This window comes from Rhodococcus sp. 105337 (assembly GCF_012844225.1).
In the GTDB taxonomy this organism is placed as follows: Bacteria; Actinomycetota; Actinomycetes; order Mycobacteriales; family Mycobacteriaceae; genus Rhodococcus.
In genome coordinates this window covers 210,704-234,364 of record NZ_JABAGQ010000003.1, presented here as the reverse complement: position 1 = coordinate 234,364, position 23,661 = coordinate 210,704, and the positions used below count along the sequence as shown (strand labels likewise).

Below are 23,661 nucleotides of genomic sequence, written 5' to 3'. Positions count from 1 at the left end.
CCGTGACCAGTGCCGATCTGTCGGTTCACACACGTAATCTTCTCGCCTCCGACGAACCCGAGAACGAACCGCGCGAGGAGTGCGGCGTCTTCGGAGTGTGGGCTCCTGGCGAAGACGTGGCCAAGCTCACTTATTACGGCCTCTATGCTCTACAACACCGTGGCCAGGAGGCAGCGGGCATCGCCGTCGCCGACGGCTCGCAGGTCCTCGTGTTCAAGGACCTCGGTCTTGTCAGCCAGGTCTTCGACGAGCAGACGCTCGCCGCGATGCCCGGCCACATCGCGATCGGCCACTGCCGCTACTCGACCACGGGTTCGACGACGTGGGAGAACGCGCAGCCCATTTTCCGGACCACCGCGTCCGGTTCCGGGGTCGCCCTGGGTCACAACGGCAACCTCGTGAACACCGCGGCTCTGGCCGAACGCGGCCGCCGGCTCGGCGTGCTCGACCCGAAGCGTCCCGGCGCAGCGAACTCGGACTCCGACACCGTCGGGGCACTGCTGGCGCACGGTGCACGGGACAGCACCATCGAAGAAGCGGCCATGCAGCTGCTGCCGACCCTCCAGGGCGCCTTCTGCCTGACCTTCATGGATGAACACACCCTTTACGCGGCGCGCGATCCGTGGGGCATCCGGCCGCTGTGCCTGGGTCGCCTCGATCGTGGCTGGGTGGTCGCGAGCGAGACAGCGGCCCTCGACATCGTGGGCGCATCGTTCGTCCGCGACATCGAGCCCGGTGAGCTTCTCGCGATCGATGCGAACGGCGTGCGCTCGTCGCGGTTCGCCGCTCCCGAGCCCAAGGGCTGCGTGTTCGAATACGTGTATCTCGCCCGCCCGGACTCCACCATCGCCGGCCGGTCCGTCCACGCGACGCGCGTCGAGATCGGTCGCCGGCTGGCCAAGGAGCACCCGGTCGACGGTGACCTCGTCATCCCGGTTCCCGAGTCGGGTACGCCCGCCGCAGTCGGGTACGCGCAGGGATCGGGCCTGCCGTACGGCCAGGGCCTGATGAAGAACGCCTACGTGGGCCGCACCTTCATCCAGCCGAGCCAGACGATCCGCCAGCTCGGGATCCGGCTCAAGCTCAACCCGCTGCGTGAGGTCATCCGTGGCAAGCGGCTCGTCGTCGTCGACGATTCGATCGTGCGGGGCAACACCCAGCGCGCCCTCATCCGCATGCTTCGCGAGGCGGGAGCCCTCGAGATTCACGTCCGGATCGCGTCGCCGCCGGTGAAGTGGCCGTGCTTCTACGGGATCGACTTCGCGTCGCCGGCCGAACTCATCGCGAACGGTGCCGGTACCCGCGATCGCGACAACGACGACGAGCACGATTACGACCTGATGGTCGAGATGGTGCGACGCTCGATCGGAGCCGACTCGCTCGGCTACATCTCGATCGACGGAATGATCGGCGCTACCGAGCAGCCCGCAACCCGGTTGTGCGCTGCGTGTTTCGACGGCCATTACCCCATCCCGCTTCCCAACGGGCATGCGGTCGTCAAGGACTCGCTCGACGGCGTCGTCGACACGGATTCCCCGACCCCGACGGTCCTCGAGAACGCCAACGCAGACGTTCTGAGTCGGCCGTAGAACCTGGTCGGGTACCGTAAGTCCCGCGGTCGGCACTGTTCGGCGTGCGTTCTGCATGCCCCGTGACGGATACCGGCCACCCTTTATCAGTAGATCGAACACAACTCGAGGCTGGAGCCGACAACTCATGACCGAGGAGACAACCCCCGGAGCTTCCTACGCCGCAGCGGGCGTGGACATCGAGGCCGGTGACCGTGCCATCGAACTGTTCGCGCCGCACGCGAAGAAGGCCACCCGCCCGGAGGTGCTCGGCGGTCTGGGTGGGTTCGCGGGCCTCTTCGCGCTCAAGCGCGACTACAAGGAACCGCTGCTCGCGGCGTCCACCGACGGCGTGGGGACCAAGCTCGCGGTCGCGCAGGCGATGGACAAGCACGACACCGTCGGCCTCGACCTCGTCGCGATGGTCGTCGACGACCTCGTGGTGTGCGGCGCCGAACCGTTGTTCCTGCAGGACTACATCGCCGTGGGCCGGGTCGTTCCCGAGCGGGTCGCCGAGATCGTCGCCGGCATCGCCGAGGGTTGCGTCCAGGCGGGTTGCGCACTGCTCGGTGGCGAGACGGCGGAACACCCCGGCGTGATGGCCGACGGCGACTACGACATCTCCGCGACCGGCGTGGGTGTCGTGGAGGCCGACAAACTTCTCGGTCCCGAGCGGGTCCGTCCCGGCGACGTCGTGATCGCCATGGGCGCGTCGGGCCTGCACTCGAACGGATACTCGCTCGCTCGCAAGGTGCTGCTCGAGATCGGCAAGATGAGCCTGACCGCGCACGTCGACGAGTTCGGGCGCACCCTCGGTGAGGAACTGCTCGAGCCGACCCGCATCTACGCCAAGGACTGCCTCGCGCTCGCTGCCGAGACCGAGGTGCGTACCTTCTGCCACGTCACCGGTGGCGGTCTCGCCGCGAACCTCGCGCGCGTGATGCCGAAGGGTCTTGTCGCAGAACTCGATCGCACCACGTGGAGCCCGGCGCCGGTGTTCGGTCTCATCGCCCAGCGCGGCCGTGTCGAGCGCTCCGAGATGGAGAAGACGTTCAACATGGGCGTCGGCATGGTGGCGATCGTGGCTCCGGAGGACGTCGATCGCGCCCTCGCGGTGCTCACCGCCCGCCACATCGATTGCTGGACCCTCGGTACGGTCCGCCGGGCGCAGGACGGTTCCGACGATCGGGCGATCCTGGCGGGCGACCACCCGCGCTTCTGAGCCTTCACGACACAGGTCCGGTCCCTCACCCGATGGGTGGGGGACCGGACCTGTGTCGTGTGAAAGCTTGTGGCCGACTGTGTCTCCCGCCTGCCGAACGAACAGCGGCGCGGGAGGGTAGCTACGCCGAAAGGTGGACCGTCGCGGCGTTACCACCGCTGGGCCCACTCGGTAAAAAGCCGACTACACCACTGACGGAGGGGGTGCCGAATTCTCGGCTGCCCCCTCCGTCAGAGAGAAAGGTGAGTCAACGACGAAAATCGTCGTCGTAATCGTCGTCCCAACCGGAACGCTGGTCTGCGAAGACCTCGTCACGCTGCGAGTTGGTTACACCGCCAGACAACTCTCGTTGGAGGTTCTCGAAGTCGGTGGACGGCGAGCTGTACTTGAGTTGCCGTGCAACCTTGGTCTGCTTTGCCTTAGCCCGGCCGCGGCCCATGACTAACCCCCTCGCGCTTTGACGGGGCGGCCTGGGGAAATTTGGCGGCCCCGGTGAGTTGAGTATTTTCCTGTGGCCCACTTTAGCGTGGAAAAGTCGGTTCCGCTCCCACGCACCTGTCCGGGCCGGTGTCCTTTACGTCTCAAACGGACCCGACCAGCGGCAATGAAGATCTCGCGTCGTGGAATGTGCCCTTCAGAACACCCCCGGGACGGCCCGAACGGTGCCGACGCGTACCCCGCCGCCCGAAACCGGCTGGGAGGCGAGCGTCGCGAGGACCTCCGCGTCACCGACACCGAGCCGGTGGAGCAGGGCCGAGGAAAGCGGTAGCCGGGCGCGTTCGTGGCCGTCGTCGATCTTGAAGGCGAAGGAGGTTCCGTCCGGGAGCGCCCCGGCGTGGACCCCGTCCGCGCCGGCTTTGCACAGCAGACCCGGGACAGCACGCATCAGACTCAGATCGTCCTTGCCGGTGCCCGAGATGAGGAAGGGATGTTCCCGGATCGCGTCGGCCACCGCGCGTTCGGGTGTGCCGGACCCGGCGGTGGCAAGACGCGCGTACGCACGCGCCAGATTGATCAGCGGTACCGGCACGATCGGCAGGCCGCAACCGTCGATGCCGAGATCCGCGTCCTCGATGTCTCCGGTGAGATCCGCGATGGTCGCGACGACGCTCTCCTGCAGCGGGTGGTGCGGGTCGAGATAGGTACCGGTGTCCCAGCCCCGGGCAGCGCACACGGCCAGCATCGCGGCGTGCTTGCCGGAGCAGTTCATGTACGCGGCGCGGGGTGCCCGACCCGACGCGAGCACCTCGGCCCGGGCCAGCTCGTTGCCCGGCAGATCCTCCGGGCACTGCAGATCCTGCTCGCCGAAGCCGTGGGCGGTGAGAAGTTTCTCGACCAGCTCGACATGCTCGGTTTCGCCCTCGTGTGACGCTGTGGCGATCGCGAGTTCGGCAGAACTGCGCGGCACGAAACCCGACCGCAGCATCGCGACGGCCTGGAGGGGCTTGTTCGACGAGCGGGGGTAGATCGGGGTGTGCACCTCGCCGAGGGAGACCACCACCTCACCCTGCGGGTCGAGCACGATCAGCGATCCGCGGTGGACGCACTCGCGGAAGCCCGACCGCACCACCTCGACCAGTTCGACGCTCACTGCTGTTCCGCCTTCCGGCCGGCGATCCGCCGGCGTGCCTTCTCCGCCACTGTCGGCGCGAGATCGTCTTGCTGGTCGAGCATCACGGCGAGCCGTTCCGGGTCACGGCCGGTGAACAGGTCCCGCACGGTGACGCCGTGACCGGGGACGTCCTCGACGGTGATCGTGTCGCCCGCCCGGACGGATCCTTCCGTGACCACCTTCAGGTACGCACCGGTGTCCGCACGCGCGGTGAAGCGCGCGCCCCAGCGCGGTTCCTCCGACCAGTTCCCGAACGTTCGGCACGGCGTGCGCGGTCCGGTGATCTCGAGCAGCAGGCCGCCGTCTCCGACCCGCCAGCGTTCCCCGATGACGGCGTCGGTCGGCGACATGCCGCTCACCCGGAGATTTTCGCCGAACCACCCGACGGGAAGGTCGCGGCCGAGTTCGGTCGCCCAGCGGCGAGCCTCGTCGTCCCCGTACGCGTAGACCGCTTTGTACAGGCCGCCGTGGTTGGCGGTGTCGCACTGGCGATCGCCGGCGAGACCGGACTCGCCGACGTGGACCTCACCGTCGACGGGTCGTTTGTCGATGGCGGTCACCGGGACGCGCCGCAGTCCGGTGTCGCGGAGCGCGTGCACGACGCACACCGCCTCGACCCGGCCGGCGGTCACCGGCCGCGCAACCGCTCGACGGCCTGCCTTCCGGCCTGCACGGCGTCGTCCTGCGGTATCGAGTCCGGGTCGATCGACGCGGCACACGGACCGGCGACGAGCGGCGTGTCCGGGGTGATGGTGCGTTTGACGAGCGCCAGCGCGACGGGACCGAGTTCGAAATGGTCCACGATGGTGCCGATCCGCCCGACCGTCCTGCCGCCGGCCGTGACGGCGTCGCCGGTCTCGGGCCGTCCGTCCGCCGAGCCGTCGAGGTGCAGGAGGACCAGGTGCCGTGGCGGCTTGCCGAGGTTGTGGACCCGCGCCACGGTCTCTTGACCCCGATAACAACCCTTGTCGAGGTGCACGGCTCCGTGCTCCCCGGGCCCACCGATCCACCGCACCTCGTGCGGGATGGTGCGGTCGTCGGTGTCGATGCCGATGCGGGGCCGCAGGGCGACCACCCGCAGCGCGTCGTAAGCCCACGTACCTGCCGGGCGTGCGCCGGCGGACACGAGGGCGGTGAACGTCTCGACGAGCCGGTCACGGGGAATCAACAGGTCGTAGGAATCGTCGGTGGGCCAGGGCATCCGTCTGACGAACCCGCCGCCCGGGAGTGCGACCGCCGCGTAGGGCTCCGCCGGCAGGGCCTCGAGACCGAGGACGCCGAGGATGCCCGGGCTGCCCGCGTCGGGCCCCAGGAGGGACAGGACGGCCATGTCGTTGCCGTCCCGCGGTTCGGCCTTCGACCAGAACACCATCTTGGTCAGGAATCCGAGAAGGTCCGGTCCGCGGCTCGGTTCGGTGTCGATCCAGGTGACACCGTCGAGGTCGGTCTGCACGAAGTGGTGTTCGACCCGGCCGTTCACGTCGAGGCTGAGGTTCTCGGCGGACGTACCCGGGGGCAGCGCGGCGACGTGCTGGCTCGTGATGGTGTGCAACCACGACAGGCGTTCGTCGCCGGAGATGGCGATGACGTACCGCGTGGAGCGGTCGACGATCGCCGCGCCGGTGGTCGCGGCGCGTTGTTCGCCGAGGGGGTCACCGTAATGCCAGGCCAAGCCCTCGTCGGGGGTGCCAGGGGGTGACGCGACTGCGTCGGGAACGGTGAGGAGACGGCTCTCGGACACGATCGGAATCTCGGTCACGACAACAGTCTATGGGGAAGTGGCCGCGTGTTCGCCACTCGCTAGGCTGGAAGCATGGCTGATCGGGTGCTGATGACGCTGGACGGCGAGGTGCGGGACCTCGACGCTCCTCTGGTGCACGCCGATGACATCGGAGTGCTGCGCGGCGACGGGGTGTTCGAGACGCTGCTCGTCCGTGGTGGGCGGGCCTGCGCGGTGGAACTGCACCTTGCCCGGCTCGCGTCGTCCGCGGAGGCACTCGCTCTCCCCGAACCGGATCGGGCCGAGTGGCGTGCAGCCATCGACCTCGCGGTGGAGGAGTGGGGCGGGGACCGGGAGGGGGTCCTCCGGCTCGTCTACACCCGCGGTCGCGAAGATGCCGGCTCTCCGACGGCTTTCCTGCTGGTGACTCCCGTTCCGGAACGGGTGCTGCGGACGCGGCGCGAGGGTGTGTCGGTGGTGACTCTCGAGCGCGGGTACTCCGTCGACGTCGCGCGGACCGCTCCGTGGCAGCTCATCGGGGCCAAGACCTTGTCGTATGCGACGAACATGGCGGCTTTGCGTCACGCGGAGTCGCTGGGCGTCGACGACGTGATCTACACGAGCAGCGAGGGGTACGTGCTCGAAGGCCCGCGGTCCACGGTCGTGATCGCACGGGGGCACACCCTGCTCACGCCGCCCCCCGAGCTGGGCATCCTGCCGGGCACCACGCAGCAGGCGCTGTTCGACGTTGCGGGAGACCACGACTTCGCCGTGCGCTACGAGCCGTTGCGTCCCGCCGACCTGATCGTGGCGGACGGAGTGTGGCTCGTGTCGAGTGTGTCGCGCGCCGCCCGGGTGCACATGCTCGACGGGCACCCGCTGTCGGTGAGGTCACTCGCCGGCACGGTCGAGGAACTGGTCGACAAGGCCGTGGACGCTGCATCCTGAGTGAGGGCCGAAAGGCCCTTCCACCAGCGACGAAAGACCCATTTGTGCGGGTTTTCGGTGGAGAAAACCACCTTCTGCGCGAGGTGTGAGGTGTATCCCGTGTGGTCAACGACACGGCTGGTACCGAGGGCCCGAAACTTCTACTACATTTTGTAGTAACAAGGCCGAATTGTGCTTTCGCGCGGCCAAGTGTCCGAAATCGGAGCGTCGGCCCGCGCCCTGGATTCGGACTTCCTCGTATTCGGGCCTCACCTCGGAGTGGCAATGGACGTCTTGGATCTGTCCCGGTGGCAGTTCGGGATCACGACGGTGTATCACTTCATCCTCGTCCCGCTCACCATCGGTCTCGCGCCGCTGGTCGCGATCATGCAGACGATGTGGGTGGTCACCAAGAAGGATCACTGGTATCGGCTGACGAAGTTCTTCGGGAAGATGTTCCTGATCAACTTCGCGCTCGGCGTCGCCACCGGCATCGTGCAGGAGTTCCAGTTCGGCATGAACTGGAGCGAATACTCCCGCTTCGTCGGTGACGTCTTCGGAGCGCCACTCGCCCTCGAAGGGCTGGTCGCCTTCTTCCTCGAATCCACCTTCCTCGGATTGTGGATCTTCGGCTGGTCGCGCCTGCCCAAACTCGTCCACCTGGCGACCATCTGGCTCGTCGCCATCGGCGTCAACGCGTCCGCGTACTTCATCATCGTGGCCAACTCGTTCATGCAGCATCCGGTCGGTGCCACCTACAACCCCGAGACCGGTCGCGCCGAACTGACGAGTATCTGGGAACTGCTCACCAACAACACCGCGCTGGCGGCATATCCGCACGCCGTGGCCGGTGGGTTCCTCACTGCCGCCACGTTCATCGCCGGCATCGGCGGTTGGTGGATGGTACGGAACATGCGACGTGCCAAGGAGATCCGTGCGTCCGAGCCGGAGGAAGCCCAGCAGCTCGAGAACGACGCCCGGGGACTGTTCCGCCCGGTGACGCGTCTCGGCCTGGTGGTGATGCTCATCGCGGGTGTCGCCCTGTTCGTCACCGGCGACGTCCAGGCGAAGCTGATGTTCGAGCAGCAGCCGATGAAGATGGCCTCGGCAGAGTCGTTGTGCAACACCGAAACGGACCCGAACTTCTCGATTCTCACGCTCGGCACCCACAACAACTGTGACGGCGTCGTCCACGTGCTCGAGATGCCCTACGTGCTGCCGTACCTCGCCCAGGGCGAATTCTCGGGCGTGACGCTGCAAGGTGTCGAAGACCTCCAGGCGCAGTACGAGGAGCAGTTCGGCCCGGGCAACTACACCCCCAACCTGTTCGTCACCTACTGGTCCTTCCGCGCGATGATCGGCCTCGCCGCCGGCTCCGCAGCACTCGCACTCGCGGGATTGTGGGTCACGCGGCGTGGACGCGTACCCGACCAGAAGTGGTTCGCGAAACTCTCGCTCATCGCGATTCCCACACCGTTCCTGGCGAACAGCGCGGGCTGGATCTTCACCGAGATGGGGCGTCAGCCCTGGGTCGTGCACCCGAACCCCACGGGAGTGGACATGATCCGGCTCACCGTCGAACAGGGTGTCTCCGACCATGCCCCCGCGACCGTCCTGGCGTCGCTGATCGCATTCACCGTCGTCTATGCGGCACTCGGTGTGGTCTGGTTCTGGCTGATCCGCAAGTACGCGAAGGAAGGCCCGCAGCCGCACGACGCGCAGCCACCCGGTTCCGACGACGGTTCCGACGACGACACACAGCCGAAGCAGTTGTCCTTCGCGTACTAGGAGAGATCTCTGATGGGACTCCAAGAAGTCTGGTTCATCCTGATCGCGGTTCTGTTCACGGGATACTTCATCCTCGAAGGCTTCGACTTCGGTGTCGGTATGCATTTCCCCGTGCTCGGCCGCGGTAAGACCGAGAGTGCCGACACCCGTCGCCGGGTCCTGCTCAACACCATCGGCCCGGTGTGGGACGGCAACGAAGTGTGGCTGATCACCGCTGGCGGCGCATTGTTCGCCGCGTTCCCGGAGTGGTACGCAACCCTGTTCTCCGGGTTCTACCTTCCGTTGCTGCTGATCCTCCTGGCCCTGATCGTCCGGGTGTGCGCGATCGAGTGGCGCGGCAAGATCGACGATCCGGTGTGGCGGCGACGCTGCGACTGGGGCATCATCTTCGGCTCCTGGGTTCCGGCCGTGTTGTGGGGCGTCGCGTTCGCGAACATCGTGCGCGGCGTGGCGATCGATGCAGACAAGCAGTACGTGGGTGGATTCTTCGCCCTGCTCAACCCGTACGCACTGCTGGGCGGCGTCACCACAGCTCTGGTCTTCGCCTTGCACGGCGCGGTGTTCATCGCGCTGAAGACCTCGGGTGACATCCGCACCGACGCGGTGAGGCTGTCGCGCCGGCTGTCCATCCCGACCGTTCTGGTCGCGGGGTCCTTCGTGGTCTGGACCCAGCTCGCCTACGGCAAGACCTGGACGCTGATCCTCGTCGCCGTCGCTGCGGCCGCACTGCTCGCCGTTGTCGCGCTGGTCGCCGCCGAGCGCGAGGGCTGGGCTTTCGTGTTCACCACCGTGGCCATCGCGGCGACGATCGTGCTGCTGTTCGCGGCACTGTTCCCGAACGTCATGCCGTCCACCCTCGATCCGGCGTGGTCGCTGACCATCGAGAACGCGTCGTCGAGCGCCTACACACTGAAGATCATGACGTGGGCCGCCGTCGCCGTCACGCCCGTGGTCCTGCTCTACCAGGGGTGGACCTATTGGGTGTTCCGCCAGCGGATCTCGACCTCGCACATCCCGCCGTCCATCGGTCTGAAGATCGGCACCAAATGACGGTTGCCGCTGCCACCGTTCCCGCCGGCGCCGAGAAGCGCCGGCGGGGACCGATCGACCCACGGCTGTGGCGATACTCGGCATCGGCACGGGGGTACCTCGCCCTCACCGTTCTGACGTCGCTGGTCGATGTCGTGATGGTGGTGGTGAGCGCCCTGATGATCGGCACGGTGCTGGCGGGGGTCATCACCACCGATGCCCGCACCCTCGGTGACTGGCGCACCGAATTGCTCGTCCTCGCGGGGGCAGTCGCCGTGCGTGTGGTCGCCACCTGGCTGCACTCCCGATACGCGCATCGTTCGGCGAGCCGCGTCATCGCCGAACTCGAGAGCGAGGTCCTCGACGCGGCCGCGACCCTGCCGCCCCGAGAACTGGATCCGCGTCGCGACGAGATCGCCACCGTGCTGACCCGAGGGCTCGACGGCCTGCGCGACTACCTCACCGGCTACCTGCCGGCTCTGATCCTGGCGGTCACGCTGACGCCTGTCACGATCGTCGTCATCGCCCTGCACGACCTCACGTCGGCGATCATCATCATCGTCACGCTGCCGCTGATCCCGATCTTCATGATCCTCATCGGACTGCTCACCAAGGGCAAAGCGGACCGCACGCTCGACGCGATGACCACCCTCTCGTCCCAGTTGCTCGACTTGCTCGCAGGTCTGCCCACCCTCCGCGCGCTCGGCCGCGAGCAGGGCCCTGCCGCGCGGGTGCGCGAACTCGGCGAGGACCACCGGCGCACCACGATGTCGGCGCTGCGCGTGGCGTTCCTGTCCGGCACCGTCCTGGAATTCCTCGCCACACTCTCGGTTGCGCTCGTCGCCGTGACCATCGGCATGAGATTGGTCTACGGCGGGATGCCGCTCGAAGCCGGCATCATCGCGTTGATCCTCGCGCCGGAGGCGTACTTCCCGCTCCGCACCGTCGGAGCGAAGTTCCACGCCGCGGAGAACGGCACGGCCGCGGCGGATCGAGCATTTGCGATTCTGGCTGTCGCTCCCGAACGGACCGCCCCCGAACACACCGCGCACGAACCGGCGCCGGCGGGCACGGAGCACCGCGCCACGGTGGCGGGTGAACCTGTCTCCGCCGCTGGGCGCGAGATCGTCTTCCGGAACGTCAGCGTTGCGAGCCGGGACGGGTTCGCTCCCTACCGGCTCGATGCGGAGTGCCGGCCCGGTGAGGTCACCGTACTGACCGGAGAGAACGGCTCCGGGAAGTCGACCGCGCTGCTCGCCCTCCTCGGACTCACCGAGGTGGCGGAGGGAGACATCACCGTCGACGGGCGGCCCGTAGCCGGCGACGAGGCATGGTGGAACGAGGTGGCATGGCTCCCGCAGCACCCCGTGCTGCTGCCCGGAACGCTCGCCGACAACCTCCGGCTCACCGGCGTCGACCCTGCCGATCCGAACCTCGGTACAGTCTGCGCCACAACAGGTTTCGACTCGGTACTCGCGGAGCTTCCCCAGGGATGGGAGACGGTCGTCGGCGCCGGAGGCAGCGGACTGTCCCTGGGACAGCGACAGCGGCTCGCTCTCACGCGCACGCTCGCGTCGTCGCGGCCCGTGTTGTTGCTCGACGAACCCACCGCGCACCTCGACCCCGACACCGAGACAACCGTGCTCGACGCCCTGACCGCACTCGCCCGCGACGGCCGCACCGTCGTGATCGTGGCGCACCGCCCGAGTCTGCTGGCCATCGCCGACCGCATCGTCGAGGTCCGTCCGGGAGGTGCGTCGTGACCGCATCGTCGGATCTGCGCCGTGCGATGGCGCTGCTCGAACTCGAACCACGGCGGGTCGCGCTCGCGATTCTTGCGGGCGTGGCGACCCTGGGTAGTGCGCTCATGTTGTCGGGGCTGTCGGCCTGGCTGATCATCAGAGCCTGGGAGATGCCGCCGGTACTCGACCTCACGGTCGCCGTCGTCGCGGTGCGCGCACTGGGCGTCGCGCGCGGCCTGTTCCGCTATCTCGAACGACTCGCCACGCACGAGACCGCGTTGCGCGGCATGACGTCGGCCCGGTCCCGTCTCTATCAGCGGCTCGCCGACGGTGACCCCGCGGCGTCGGCGGGCCTGCGGCGCGGTGATCTTCTCGCACGCACCGGCGCCGACGTCGATGCGCTCGGAGACGTCGTCGTCCGGGCACTCGTCCCCATCGCCGTCTCCGCCGTGCTCTCGTCCGCCGCCGTCATCGTTCTCGCGGTGATCTCTCCGGCCGCCGGAGCCGTGCTCGCCGTCGCGCTGCTCGTCGCGGGCGTGCTGGCGCCGTGGCTGTCGGCACGGGCCGCAACGCAAGCGGAGACCGACGGCGACGACGCTCGTAACCGGTTCGCCCACGACGCCGTGACCGTGCTCGATCACGCGGCGGAACTGCGGGTCTCGGGCCAACTCGACCGCGCGTCCCGGCGCGCTCGGGCGTCGGGCGTCGAGGCCGTGCGTGCCACCGACAGGTCCGCCGTCCCGTCCGCGTTCGCCGACGCGGCCGCACCCCTCGCGGTGGGAGCGAGCGTCCTCGGAGCCTTGCTGATCGGTATCACGGTGTTCGGGTCCGGTCCCGCCGCGATGAGCCCCACGACGCTGGGCGTCCTCGTCCTGCTGCCCCTCGCCGCGTTCGAATCGACCTCGGTGCTGCCCGCGGCGGCGCAGACCCTCGTCCGGGCGCGGATCGCGTCCCGGCGGATCAACGACCTGCTCGATCGCGCCGACCGGTCGGTCCCGCACGGCGACCGCCCTGTCGACGGACCGGGACGGCTTCGCGCCGACAACCTGCGGAGCGGGTGGCCCGGCGGTTCCGCGACGAACCCTGTGACCCTCGACCTGGCTCCCGGTGCCCGCGTCGCGCTGGTGGGAACGAGCGGCAGCGGCAAGACCACGACGTTGATGACCCTGGCCGGGTTGCTGAGCCCGGTCTCGGGCAGCGTGACGCTCGACGGTGTGCCACTGGAGGAACTCGAGCCCGCGGCGCTGCGCCACCGTGTCGGATTCTTCGCCGAGGACGCGCACGTCTTCGGCACGTCGGTCCTCGAAAATCTGCGCGTCGCGCGCGGTGACGTCGACGAGACCGAGGCGTACTCCGTGCTCGAAGCGGTGGGGCTCGGACCGTGGGTGGCAGGGCTACCGGAGGGCGTGCACACCGTGCTCGAATCCGGCGCGAGGGCGCTCTCCGGCGGCCAGCGAAGGCGACTGCTGCTGGCCAGGGCACTGCTGTCGCCCGCGCGGATCCTGCTGCTCGACGAACCGGGGGAACACCTCGACGCCGACGATGCGGCACGTCTGCAACGCCGCCTGCTCGACCGGGACGCGGGTCTCGTCGACCCCGAACGCACCGTGGTGGTGGTGACACACCAGCTGCCGTCCGATACCGCCGCCGACGTCGTGATGCACGTCGAGAAAAATACGTTGCCGACTGCGTGAGCCGGGCGTACCTTCGCTGGTACACGAGGAAGGAGGTGGTCTGAAAGTGAGTTTTCTTCGGACATGTGAGGTGGCTGCCCGCTAGCCGCTCGTCGACGACAGCGTTCTCCGACCGCGAGCGGCCGGCGAATACCAGGTAGTCACCCGACCCCCGAGTCCCCGGATCGTCCCACCGGGCTCGTCGAGTCCCGGATCTCCTCCGGCTCGCCGAGACGACTCGGGGGTCGTTCGTGTCTCGGGGCCGCTGGGTGGGAAGGCACGAGATCCCCGTGGACACGACCCCGCGGGTAACGAGATCCCGTATGTGACGAGACCCATGTGTAGTGAGAGCTACGAACGGGGTAGACCGTGACGTGCCGATCCTGACAAAAGCCCACGACGCCCTCCGTTTACGCACGTCACCAGGCGTCTTCTTCACCTCCGCGCTGATATCGCTGGTGTTCGTCGTCCTCACGGTTGCCTTCACGACCACGGTCGACAACGTGTTCAGCACGGCGTCGGGCTGGATCATGACCAACCTCGGATGGTTCTACATCCTGGGCGTCACGACGTTCCTGATCTTCCTGGTGATCATTGCGCTGACGCACTACGGACGCGTCCGGCTCGGCGGCGACGACGAGCGTCCCGAGCACTCCACCCTCGCGTGGTTCTCGATGCTCTTCGCGGCGGGAATCGGCACGATCCTGATGTTCTGGAGCGTTGCGGAACCGATCTCCCATTTCGCGAATCCTCCACAGCAGGACGTGGCGCCGGAATCCGAGGCGGCCGCGCGTGAAGCAATGGGCTTCACGCTCTACCACTTCGGATTCCACACGTGGGCGATCTTCGCACTGCCGGGTCTGTGCTTCGGTTACTTCATCTACAAGCGCAAGCTCCCGCCCCGTGTCAGCTCGATCTTCGCGCCCCTGCTCGGCGGGCGGATCTACGGTCCGATCGGCAAGACGATCGACGTGGTTGCGATCATCGGCACGATCTTCGGGGTCGCGACGTCCGTCGGCCTCGGTACGCTCCAGATCAACGCCGGCCTCGCCCAGCTCTTCGGACTCGAGGAGTCCGGCATCATCCAGATTGCGCTCATCGCCCTCGTCACTGTCATGGCGGGCATCTCGGTGGCTCTCGGTCTCGACAAGGGCATCAAGCGGTTGTCGAACTTCAACATCGGCCTCGCGGTGATGCTTCTGATCTTCGTCCTGGTCACCGGCCCCAGCCTGTTCCTGCTCAAGGGGATGATCGAGTCCGTCGGCATCTACGCCGACACCCTGCCGAACCTCGCGTTCTGGAACGACACGTTCGCCGACTCCGGCTGGCAGAACACCTGGACGGTGTTCTACTGGGCCTGGACCATCACCTGGTCGCCGTTCGTCGGCATCTTCATCGCGCGCATTTCGCGCGGCCGGACAATCCGCGAATTCGTCGCCGGGGTGCTGGCTCTGCCGGTGCTCTTCTCGGTCATCTGGTTCAGCATCTTCGGGATGGGTTCCTTCCACATCGAGCTCGAGGGTGACGGGGGTCTTGTCGAACGTGTCGTCGATGCGGGCGACATCCCCGGTGCGCTGTTCGAATTCCTCGGCAACTTCCCGCTTACAGGGCTGGTGTCGGGCATTGCGATCCTGCTGGTGGTGATCTTCTTCGTCACTTCGGTGGACTCGACTGCCATGGTCCTGGACATGATGTCCGGCGGCACCGAAGGGAAGGCACCCATGCATCAGCGGCTGTTCTGGGCCGTGATCATGGGCCTGGTCGCTGCCACCATGCTCGTCGCGACCGGTAAGGACGGTCTGGACGCGCTACAGCAGGTGATCACCGTGGTCGGTCTGCCCTTCTTCGTGATGGGCTTCGTCATGATGTACAGCCTGGTGCGCGGAATCCGTGAGGATCTCGGTGAACTCCCCGAACCGGTCACCCGGCAGTGGACCGAAGTCAAGACCGCCGAGGACCTCGAGGCTGCGGCAAGCCGTCCGGCGCCGGAGGTCGTGGTCGTGACCCGCGCCATCCCGGACGAGATCGACGGAGACGACGGCGGACGAGACGAGCGGGAAGGCTCCTCGGCCCACGCGGGCAACGGATCGGCGCCCGGGGCGGAAAGCCACGCGGGCGCGGAAGCGGAGTGGGCTCGTTAGCCGACGTGGCGTGCGAGCCGCGCAGACATGCGCGGCCGCATGTCGCCGTCGGGGGTGACACGTTCCTCGACGTAGGCGAGGTCGCCGCCCTCGACGATGCCGTACAGGCGCTTGGCGCCGCCCACGACTTCGCCGGACCTGGTCCGGATCACCACGTCGGTGGCGAGTTCCCACGACGACTGGGTCAGGGCGGTGCCGTAGTACAACTCGACGACACCGGAACTGTGGGTGAGCAGCAGTTCGAGGGTTTCGGGGTCGTCGCTGTCGGGGCCGCCGGTACCGGAGACGCGCCAAAATCCGCTTTCGCGACGGTCCTCGGCGACGTAGTCGCCGTTCTCGTCGAGGCGCCACGAGCGGGCTTCCCATACGAGATAGTCACCGCCGTTGTGCGCGACGACGATCTGCTGACCGAACGGGTAGTCGGTGGCGGTTTCGGGGTCGTGTGCCTCACCCTCGCCGCGCCACACGCCCACCAGCGGAAGGAGCGCGAGCAGGGCAGGGTTCAGATCGGCGCCGCGCCGCAGGTTCGCGGTGTCGTCGACGCCGGGCAGACCGGACAGGACGGGGATATTCAGCTCGGCGGTGACCCGCGCACGCTCTGCGGCCTGCGCTATGGCCTCGTCGCCGCTACGCCGAGTACCGCCGTCCGACTGGTCCGTCATGACCCGTCGGAGACCAGACGGTAGATGGTGTACAGCGCGAACCAGGTGATGAGCACCGCTGCAAGGACCAGCAAGAGTTCGAAGAAGATGACCACGGGGTCATTCTAGACTGCACCGGCTTCGCTTCACGACAAAGGGCCTCGCTCCCGGTGATCGGGGGCGAGGCCCTGTGTTCCGGAGCCGTGGCTCCAGTCTTTGCCGCGTGCTACTTCGCGACCGTGACGTCGACGTTGTGGACGCCCGGAGCGCTGGGGCTCACCGTCGAGGTGCCGTTTCCGGCACTCGACAGTGCGCGCACCGTCCACTCGCCGGGCGCGGCGAAGAACCGGAAGTCGCCGGTGGCGGAGGCGACGACCTCGGCGGTGAACTCGCCGGTGCCGTCGAGCAGACGCACGAATGCGCCACCGACCGGTTCACCGGAGGCGTTGAGGACGCGGCCGGTGATGACCGTTTCCTTCTCGACGTCCACGCCCGCGGGCAGGTTCTGGCTCTGAACAGGTGCTCCGCACATATTTATGCTCCCAACTCGATCGGTGCGCCGACGAGCGAGCCGTACTCGACCCAGCTGCCGTCGTAGTTCTTGACGTTCTTCTTGCCGAGGATCTCCTGCAACACGAACCAGGTGTGGCTCGAGCGCTCGCCGATACGGCAGTAGGCGATGGTTTCCTTGCTGTCGTCGAAGCCCTTCGCCGCGTACAGCGCGGTGAGTTCGTCGTCGGACTTGAAGGTGCCGTCCTCGTTGGCGGTGGTGCTCCAGGGGATGTTGACGGCGCCGGGGACGTGGCCACGCTGCTGTGCCTGTTCCTGCGGCAGGTGGGCCGGGGCGAGAATCTTGCCGGCGAACTCGTCGGGGGAACGCACGTCGACGAGATTCTTGGAACCGATCGCGTCGATCACCTCGTCGCGGAAGGCACGGATCGACGTGTCCGGTGCCTGTGCCTTGTATTCGGTTGCGGGCCGGGTGACTTCGTCCTTCGACAGCGGACGGCCGTCGAGTTCCCACTTCTTGCGACCGCCGTCGATGAGCTTGATGTCCTGGTGGCCGTACAGCTTGAAGTACCAGTAGGCATACGCGGCGAACCAGTTGTTGTTGCCGCCGTACAGCACGACGGTGTCGTCGTTGGCGACGCCCTTGGCGGACAGCAACGCCGAGAACTGTTCCTGATTCAGGAAGTCGCGGCGGACGCCGTCCTGCAGGTCCTTGCGCCAGTCCAGCCGGATGGCGCCTTCGATATGGCCGCCGTCGTAGGCGCTGGTGTCCTCGTCGACCTCGATGAACACGGTCTTGGGTGCATCGAGATTCTGCTCTGCCCAATCGGCGGAGACCAGGACGTCGGAGCGAGCCATGGATATTCCTTTCGGTGATGGTGCGTGTGGTTGTTGAAGCCGGGTGGTGATCAGGCCGCGACGGAACGCAACCGAGCGATCAGTGGGTAGATCTGGCAGCCGAGGCAGAAGCCGAAGGCGGCATTCAGGAGAGCGGCGAACAGCGCGAAGCCGGTGGCCACGATTCCGACGGTTCCGGCGCCGAGCGCGAACGCGACGGTGCCGACAGCCGCGAATGCGAAGCCGACGAACTGTGCAAAGCGCAGTGGCGCAACAGGTTCGGTCTCGGAAGGTGCGCCCAATCGTGGTGCGACCAGGCCTGCGAACAGCGCGCCGTACGGGCTGCGCCGCGGACCGAACGCTGCGCCGATCGCGAAGACGAGGGCCTGCACCCCGAGCACAACGCCCGCAACGGTGTTCGAGACCGTCGAGACGAGCAGTACGACGACCAAGACGGCGGTGGTGATCCACGCTGCGAAACGCGGTCCGCGGACGTCGACCTGCGAACCGGTACGGGTGGGACCGGGAACGGACATGAGAGTGCTCCTGCTGGGATCCGGGATAGCTGAGCGGGATTCGGTCGCCGAACGGCGACCGACCGCGGGGAAACGCATCGGGGGAGACGTCAGCAACTGCGGAGCGGGGACAGGAGCCCGCGGTGACTACTCAGCAGCCGTGCGTCAGGAGCAGGTACAACAACACGCGCCGAGGCGGCACAGGTCGACTGCGCGGCGTCGGGTGAGCATCAGCTCCTGGCGTGTGTGCACGCGAGGAGTTTAACCGAAGATCGGGGGAAATAGGACCACTGCGTATTACAGAGATGCGAGGGCCGCGCGGAGGTCGGCGGCCTCCGGTACACCGGACACCCGGTAGCGCTCGCGTCCGGCGGCGTCGAACACGAAGGTCGTCGGTAGCGACATCACCCCGAGCTGCCTGGCGGGAAGCGGGTTTTCGTCGAGGTCGAGTTCCACGTCGAGTGCTTCTCCGGACGTGTCGCCGAGGACACGGGCGATCACGCGCCGGACGGATGCGCACGGTCCGCACCACGGCGCGGAGAAGTGCAGGATCACGGGCACGCCGCCGCCCACCCCCACCGCCGCGAGCGCAGGGTCGACGTAGTCAGATCCGGCGCCTTCCGGGCTGCTCGCGCGGATCTTGCCTTCGCGTGTGCGCAACATCACTCCGACGCCGAGCGTGGCGACGATCACGATCGCGAGAACAACGAGTGCGATCACGGGGCTGCCTGCACCTCGGTGAGATCGATCGTGGTGTTGTGCGCCTCGCCCTCGATGACGATGCGCGATCCTCGTGCCTCCACGAACGTCGGCTTCACGCCGAAGGGCAGATCCTGAGGCTCGATCGTCGTGGTGAACAACCCGAGCACGACCGGCTTCAGCGCGTCGGGCACCGCGAAGTCCGCGCGCCCCTCCCGGCCGAAGTACAGGTCGGACGCCACGATGTGCACGCGGTCCCCGTCGAGCACGAGGTCGGCCTGCACGCTCACCGTCGCGGGCTCCGGCCCGACCGGCACGGTACCGGTGAGCACGACGCCGCCGGCAGTGGTCGGACCGGATCCTCCCGACCCGCCGGTCCCGTCGGACTTGCTCTCCGGAGGGGCGGAAATCTGCAGGTCAGGGATGTTGTAGAGCTGCCCGAGTTCGGTGGCGTCGATCATGACGCGGCCGAACAGGAGGTCCACCGGCACGGTACGGATCGACCCGTCGAGCAGTTCGCCCGCGGCGGCATGGGCGCCGATGAGGTTCGCTTCGACGGTGATGTCCCCGAGCATCTCGGTGTGCACTCCGTCGGCCACGATTTCCACGTTCTCGTAATGCCCGTTGCGGGCCTGGAGAAGGAACGGGAAGCCGTGAATGGTGACGGCGGGATCGGCCTGGAGTACGCCACCCTCGCGCAGTGCACGAGACACGCGGTACTCGGACCACGCCGCCGCGCCGAAGTCGGTGAGAACGGCGACTCCGAGCAGGACCACGAGACCGAAGATCAGTTTGCGCACGCCTCCCATTGTGGCCGACGCGGCCGCGGGCACCGTGCCGCGGATGCGAGCAGCGTGTCCGAAATGTGGGAATCGATCTTCTGCGACGTCGTGCTTACATGCCGGTAACAAACAGAGCGCTAATCTGTAGCACGTCGTTTACGCACCCGATCCGCGCTGGTAGCGCGAGGAACTGGAGGCCCAGTGGAGCTTCTCCTTCTGACCTCCGACCCGAACCCGGACGCGGTCCTGCCGTCGCTGGCGCTGCTGGCGCACTCGGTTCGACCGGCTCCGACGGAAGTATCGTCGCTGCTCGAGGCCAGTTCTGCCGACATAGCGATCGTCGATGCGCGCAGCGATCTCGCGGCAGCACGAGGACTGTGTCGTCTGCTCGGCAGTACAGGGTCGGCTATCCCGGTTATCGCGGTGCTCACCGAAGGCGGCCTGGTTGCCGTGAATCCCGAGTGGGGCCTCGACGACATCCTGCTCACGACCACCGGCCCGGCCGAACTGGATGCGCGGTTGCGCCTTCTCGTCGGACGTGCAGGCGGCCTCGTCAGCGCGGAGAGTTCGGGCAAGATCACCCTCGGTGAACTGTCGATCGACGAAGGCACCTACACCGCCCGGTTGCGTGGTCGTCCCCTCGACCTGACGTACAAGGAGTTCGAACTCCTCAAGTACCTCGCCCAGCACGCCGGCCGGGTGTTCACCCGTGCACAGCTTCTGCAGGAGGTGTGGGGTTACGACTTCTTCGGTGGCACCCGCACGGTCGACGTGCACGTCCGGCGCCTGCGAGCGAAGCTCGGCCCCGAATACGAATCCCTGATCGGGACCGTCCGCAACGTCGGCTACAAGGCTGTCCGGCCGTCCTCCCGGAACAAAGCAGGGGGTATCGCCCCGGAACTCGAGGAGTCCGAGGCAGAATTCGCCGAATGAGCATTGCGTCCGAGTTCACCGGTCTTCCGTCGTCCGAACAGGCGCAGGGGGTGCGCGACGTCATCGCCCGAGCGGGCGCTGCCGACGGCACCGCGCCGGTCTCGGAGCAGGTGATCCACTCCCTCACCCGCGACAGCGACGCCAGACACCTGATCAGGACGGTCGACGACACCGTCGTCGGCTACGCGAACCTCGTACCCGCGCACGAGAACCATCCCGCCATGGCCGAAGTGGTCGTCGACCCCGCCCATCGGGGGCAGGGACTCGGCGGTGAACTGGTCGACGCCGCGCTGACGGCCGGCGGCGACGGCGCCCGGGTCTGGGCACACGGTGACCTTCCGGCAGCGCGCGCTGTGGCACACCGGCTGGGATTGACCGGCGTTCGTGAACTGCTCCAGCTCCGCCGCCCCCTCGACGTCCCCGAACTACCCGCCGTCGCGGTACCGGACTCGATCGTGCTGCGCACCTACCAGGGGCCGAACGACGACTCCGAACTGCTCCGGGTCAACGCGGCGGCTTTCGAGTGGCATCCCGAGCAAGGACGCTGGACGGACGTCGACGTCGCGGAGCGCCGCGCGGAGTCGTGGTTCGACCCCGAAGGGTTGTTCCTCGCGTTCGACGCCGCCGATCCCGATGTCCTGCTGGGGTTCCATTGGACGAAGGTGCATCCGGCCACGGACGGGGAGGAAGCCCTCGGAGAGGTGTACGTCGTCGGCATCGACCCGTCCGCGCAGGGTCGCGGCCTGGGACGGCTGCTCACACTCGCGGGGTTGCATCACCTCCGCGACCGTGGGCTCCACACCGTGTTGCTCTACGTCGAAGGTGACAACACCGCGGCGCTCAACACCTACGGCAAGCTGGGATTCGAGCGTTTCCACGTGGACGTCGCCTACGCCCGATCGTGACCGCGGCAACAGTGCTGCCAGGTGTATCCGGTCTGTTCATCCCCCGTTCACCCGGGGTCGTCCGTCAGTCAACCGTGAGCACCTAGTTTTTTCATACGGGTCCGTTGTGGCGGCCCGGCGCAGGGATCACCCGCGCCTCGATTCCGCTGCCTTCGGTCAGCGGTCGTGAACTCCGGAGGAGTACAGGTGAACCTCAAGCGCAATGGTGCCCTGCTGGGCGCATTGGCGGTCGGTGCTCTCACGCTCACCGCGTGCGGTACCGACGACAACTCGGGTTCGATAGATGTGGATGCGTCCGCGTCCAGTGCCACCTGTGAGGGAAAACCCAACCTGTCCGCTGCCGGCTCATCCGCACAGAAGAATGCGATGGACCAGTTCGTGGCCACCTACATCGCCGTGTGCTCGCAGAAGGGCACAACGGTCAACGTCGCATACAACCCGACGGGCTCGGGTGACGGTCGCACACAGTTCACCGCCAGGCAGATCGACTTCGCCGGGTCCGATTCCGCGATCAAGGGTGAGCAGGCCGAGCAGGCTCTCGAGCGCTGCGCCGGCAACCCCGCCTGGAACCTTCCGCTGGTGTTCGGCCCGGTCGCGCTGGCATACAACCTCGACGGAGTCGACGGCCTCGTGCTCGACGCCGCGACCACCGCCAAGATCTTCAACGGCTCGATCACCACGTGGAACGATCCGGCCATCGCCGCACTCAACGAGGGTGTGGACCTGCCCGACAGCGCGATCACGCCGATCGTGCGCTCCGACTCGTCGGGCACCACGGACAACTTCCAGCAGTACCTCGAGGTCGCGTCCGACGGTGCATGGACCACCGGCGCGGGATCCGACTTCACCGGTGGCACCGGTGAAGGCGCGAAGGGCTCAGCGGGCGTCGCGCAGGCAGTGAGCGGCTCCCCCGGCTCGATCACCTACGTGGAGAAGTCGTTCGCGGATCAGAACGGGCTGAGCATGGCGCGGATCGACAACGGCTCGGGCCCGGTCGAACTCACCGAGGAGTCCGCCGCCAAGGCAATCGAGGGCGCCGAGTTCGCGCCCGCGGTCGAAGGTGATCTCACGCTGGACCTGTCCTCGATCTTCGGGAGCACCGAGCCGGGCACCTACCCGCTCGTTCTCGCCACGTACGAGATCGTCTGCTCCGCCGGATACGACGCCGACACCGCTTCCGCTGTGAAGTCGTTCCTTCTCTCGGCGGCCAACGAGGGTCAGGACGGCCTCGGGGAACAGGGTTACGTGCCGCTGCCGAGCTCCTTCCAGGAGCGTCTGACCCAGTCGATCGACGCCATCGCGTCCGAATAGATCGGTGGACCGCCCGTTCCTGACGAACACGCCCAGAGAGAATATGAGCGCACATGACTGACGCGCCCACGAAAACGGCTCGTACGGAGTCGGACGACCCGGCCCGGTCAGGAACGGGCGGTCACCCTGGTACTACGGAGGCAACGATCAGCACCACACCACCCTCGGAGCGCACGCACAAGACTGTCGTGCGACCGGGCGACCGCATCTTCGGCTCGCTGGCCACCGGCTCCGCGATCCTGATCTCGGTGATCATCGGCGCGATCGCGGTGTTCCTGGTGTGGCGTGCCGTGCCCGCTCTGCAGCGCAACACCGTCAACTTCCTCACGAGCGACCAGTGGATCACGCAGGACATCGAGGACATGGCCTTCGGCGTCCTCGACCTGTTCCAGGTCACGGTGCTGGTCTCGCTCTTCGCGCTCGCCCTCGCGATGCCTGTCGCGCTCGGTATCGCGATCTTCCTGACCACCTACTGCCCGGGCCGCCTCAAGAAGCCGCTCGCCTACGTGATCGATCTGCTCGCCGCGGTCCCGTCGATCGTCTACGGCTTGTGGGGGGTGCTCGTGCTCGCGCCCTTCCTGCGCCCGATCGCCTCGTGGCTCAACACCACGTTCGGCTGGTTCCCGTTGTTCGCCACGGGCAGCGGTTCGATCGCGGGCGGTGGCACGATCTTCACCGCGGGGATCGTCCTGGCAGTGATGATCCTGCCGACGATCGCGGCGGTGAGCCGCGAGGTGTTCGTCCAGACGCCGGTCGCGCACATCGAGGCCGCGCTCGCGCTCGGAGCCACCCGCTGGGAGGTCGTCCGGACGACCATCATCCCGTTCGGCAAGTCCGGCTACGTCAGCGGATCGATGCTCGGTCTCGGCCGCGCACTCGGTGAGACGATGGCGCTCTACCTGATCCTGCGCACGACGTCCGCCGGGTTCTCGTGGTCCCTGTTCGACGGTGGCGCCACGATCGCGTCGAAGATCGCTCTCGGCTACGCCGAGTTCAACAACGACATCCAGGCAGGTGCCTACATCGCTGCCGGCCTGGTGCTCTTCGTGCTGACCTTCCTGGTCAACGCCGCGGCCCGCATGGTGGTCGCAGGAAAGAGGGACTGA

At 67.3% G+C, this 23,661-nt stretch carries 22 protein-coding genes; 12 read left to right on the top strand and 10 right to left on the bottom strand.

The features are described 5' to 3' along the window. Nucleotides 1-2 precede the first annotated feature (2 nt). On the top strand, nucleotides 3-1,589 hold the full coding sequence (gene purF, locus HF886_RS07530; protein ID WP_169621288.1) for an amidophosphoribosyltransferase: 1,587 nt from the start codon (nucleotides 3-5) through the stop codon (nucleotides 1,587-1,589). Nucleotides 1,590-1,716: 127 nt separating this feature from the next. Next, nucleotides 1,717-2,790, top strand: a complete 1,074-nt coding sequence (gene purM, locus HF886_RS07525; RefSeq protein WP_169651954.1) for a phosphoribosylformylglycinamidine cyclo-ligase — start codon at nucleotides 1,717-1,719, stop codon at nucleotides 2,788-2,790. Nucleotides 2,791-3,037: 247 nt separating this feature from the next. Here the strand turns inward: purM and HF886_RS07520 are convergent, their stop codons facing one another. From HF886_RS07520 to HF886_RS07505, 4 genes are all read right to left on the bottom strand, one after another. Next, nucleotides 3,038-3,229, bottom strand: a complete 192-nt coding sequence (locus HF886_RS07520) for a DUF3073 domain-containing protein (protein ID WP_072701946.1) — start codon at nucleotides 3,227-3,229, stop codon at nucleotides 3,038-3,040. Between the two features lie 195 nt (nucleotides 3,230-3,424). Continuing rightward, nucleotides 3,425-4,381 carry an asparaginase gene (locus tag HF886_RS07515; RefSeq protein WP_169621286.1) on the bottom strand — a complete coding sequence of 319 codons (957 nt, stop codon included), beginning with the start codon at nucleotides 4,379-4,381 and terminating at the stop codon, nucleotides 3,425-3,427. Further along, the gene (locus HF886_RS07510; protein WP_169651953.1) at nucleotides 4,378-5,034 is read right to left on the bottom strand and encodes an MOSC domain-containing protein; all 657 of its coding nucleotides are present in this window, start codon (nucleotides 5,032-5,034) and stop codon (nucleotides 4,378-4,380) included. The genes HF886_RS07515 and HF886_RS07510 overlap by 4 nt, the downstream gene beginning before the upstream one ends. Continuing rightward, nucleotides 5,031-6,161 (bottom strand): folate-binding protein YgfZ, encoded by a 1,131-nt coding sequence (locus HF886_RS07505; RefSeq protein WP_169651952.1) that lies wholly within the window; start codon nucleotides 6,159-6,161, stop codon nucleotides 5,031-5,033. The genes HF886_RS07510 and HF886_RS07505 overlap by 4 nt, the downstream gene beginning before the upstream one ends. A gap of 54 nt (nucleotides 6,162-6,215) precedes the next feature. On the opposite strand from HF886_RS07505, the gene HF886_RS07500 reads away from it, so the two are divergent. The 6 genes from HF886_RS07500 to HF886_RS07475 all read left to right on the top strand — a co-directional run bounded on the left by HF886_RS07500 (nucleotide 6,216) and on the right by HF886_RS07475 (nucleotide 15,422). Beyond that, a complete protein-coding gene (locus tag HF886_RS07500; RefSeq protein ID WP_169621283.1) occupies nucleotides 6,216-7,070 on the top strand; it encodes an aminodeoxychorismate lyase in 855 nt (284 codons plus the stop codon). 264 nt (nucleotides 7,071-7,334) lie between these two features. Continuing rightward, entirely contained in the window at nucleotides 7,335-8,837 is a 1,503-nt protein-coding gene (locus HF886_RS07495) for a cytochrome ubiquinol oxidase subunit I (protein WP_169651951.1), read from the top strand. 12 nt (nucleotides 8,838-8,849) lie between these two features. Beyond that, on the top strand, nucleotides 8,850-9,887 hold the full coding sequence (gene cydB / locus HF886_RS07490) for a cytochrome d ubiquinol oxidase subunit II (protein WP_169651950.1): 1,038 nt from the start codon (nucleotides 8,850-8,852) through the stop codon (nucleotides 9,885-9,887). Further along, on the top strand, nucleotides 9,884-11,629 hold the full coding sequence (gene cydD / locus HF886_RS07485) for a thiol reductant ABC exporter subunit CydD (RefSeq protein ID WP_169651949.1): 1,746 nt from the start codon (nucleotides 9,884-9,886) through the stop codon (nucleotides 11,627-11,629). The genes cydB and cydD overlap by 4 nt, the downstream gene beginning before the upstream one ends. A gap of 26 nt (nucleotides 11,630-11,655) precedes the next feature. After that, the gene (gene cydC, locus HF886_RS07480; RefSeq protein ID WP_169652043.1) at nucleotides 11,656-13,302 is read left to right on the top strand and encodes a thiol reductant ABC exporter subunit CydC; all 1,647 of its coding nucleotides are present in this window, start codon (nucleotides 11,656-11,658) and stop codon (nucleotides 13,300-13,302) included. 359 nt (nucleotides 13,303-13,661) lie between these two features. Then, the gene (locus HF886_RS07475) at nucleotides 13,662-15,422 is read left to right on the top strand and encodes a BCCT family transporter (RefSeq protein WP_346765323.1); all 1,761 of its coding nucleotides are present in this window, start codon (nucleotides 13,662-13,664) and stop codon (nucleotides 15,420-15,422) included. On the opposite strand, the gene HF886_RS07470 is transcribed toward HF886_RS07475, so the two are convergent. The 6 genes from HF886_RS07470 to HF886_RS07445 form a co-directional block, all read right to left on the bottom strand. After that, entirely contained in the window at nucleotides 15,419-16,084 is a 666-nt protein-coding gene (locus HF886_RS07470) for an FABP family protein (RefSeq protein ID WP_169651948.1), read from the bottom strand. The genes HF886_RS07475 and HF886_RS07470 overlap by 4 nt on opposite strands. Before the next feature lie 205 nt (nucleotides 16,085-16,289). After that, a complete protein-coding gene (locus HF886_RS07465) occupies nucleotides 16,290-16,595 on the bottom strand; it encodes a DUF1416 domain-containing protein (RefSeq protein ID WP_169651947.1) in 306 nt (101 codons plus the stop codon). 2 nt (nucleotides 16,596-16,597) lie between these two features. Next, nucleotides 16,598-17,431, bottom strand: coding sequence for a sulfurtransferase (locus HF886_RS07460; protein WP_169621277.1), 834 nt, complete (start codon nucleotides 17,429-17,431; stop codon nucleotides 16,598-16,600). Nucleotides 17,432-17,481: 50 nt separating this feature from the next. Next, on the bottom strand, nucleotides 17,482-17,946 hold the full coding sequence (locus HF886_RS07455) for a DUF4395 domain-containing protein (RefSeq protein ID WP_169621276.1): 465 nt from the start codon (nucleotides 17,944-17,946) through the stop codon (nucleotides 17,482-17,484). 276 nt (nucleotides 17,947-18,222) lie between these two features. Beyond that, a complete protein-coding gene (locus HF886_RS07450; RefSeq protein ID WP_169621275.1) occupies nucleotides 18,223-18,645 on the bottom strand; it encodes a thioredoxin family protein in 423 nt (140 codons plus the stop codon). Beyond that, entirely contained in the window at nucleotides 18,642-19,424 is a 783-nt protein-coding gene (locus HF886_RS07445; RefSeq protein ID WP_169621274.1) for an LmeA family phospholipid-binding protein, read from the bottom strand. The genes HF886_RS07450 and HF886_RS07445 overlap by 4 nt, the downstream gene beginning before the upstream one ends. A 183-nt stretch (nucleotides 19,425-19,607) precedes the next feature. Here HF886_RS07445 and HF886_RS07440 point away from each other — a divergent pair, with 183 nt between their 5' ends. The 4 genes from HF886_RS07440 to pstC all read left to right on the top strand — a co-directional run bounded on the left by HF886_RS07440 (nucleotide 19,608) and on the right by pstC (nucleotide 23,661). Next, on the top strand, nucleotides 19,608-20,339 hold the full coding sequence (locus HF886_RS07440; RefSeq protein ID WP_169621273.1) for a response regulator transcription factor: 732 nt from the start codon (nucleotides 19,608-19,610) through the stop codon (nucleotides 20,337-20,339). Further along, nucleotides 20,336-21,244 (top strand): mycothiol synthase, encoded by a 909-nt coding sequence (gene mshD / locus HF886_RS07435; protein ID WP_169621272.1) that lies wholly within the window; start codon nucleotides 20,336-20,338, stop codon nucleotides 21,242-21,244. Before HF886_RS07440 ends, mshD begins: the two co-directional genes overlap by 4 nt. A 186-nt stretch (nucleotides 21,245-21,430) precedes the next feature. After that, on the top strand, nucleotides 21,431-22,555 hold the full coding sequence (gene pstS, locus HF886_RS07430) for a phosphate ABC transporter substrate-binding protein PstS (RefSeq protein ID WP_169621271.1): 1,125 nt from the start codon (nucleotides 21,431-21,433) through the stop codon (nucleotides 22,553-22,555). Between the two features lie 53 nt (nucleotides 22,556-22,608). After that, the gene (gene pstC / locus HF886_RS07425) at nucleotides 22,609-23,661 is read left to right on the top strand and encodes a phosphate ABC transporter permease subunit PstC (RefSeq protein WP_169651946.1); all 1,053 of its coding nucleotides are present in this window, start codon (nucleotides 22,609-22,611) and stop codon (nucleotides 23,659-23,661) included.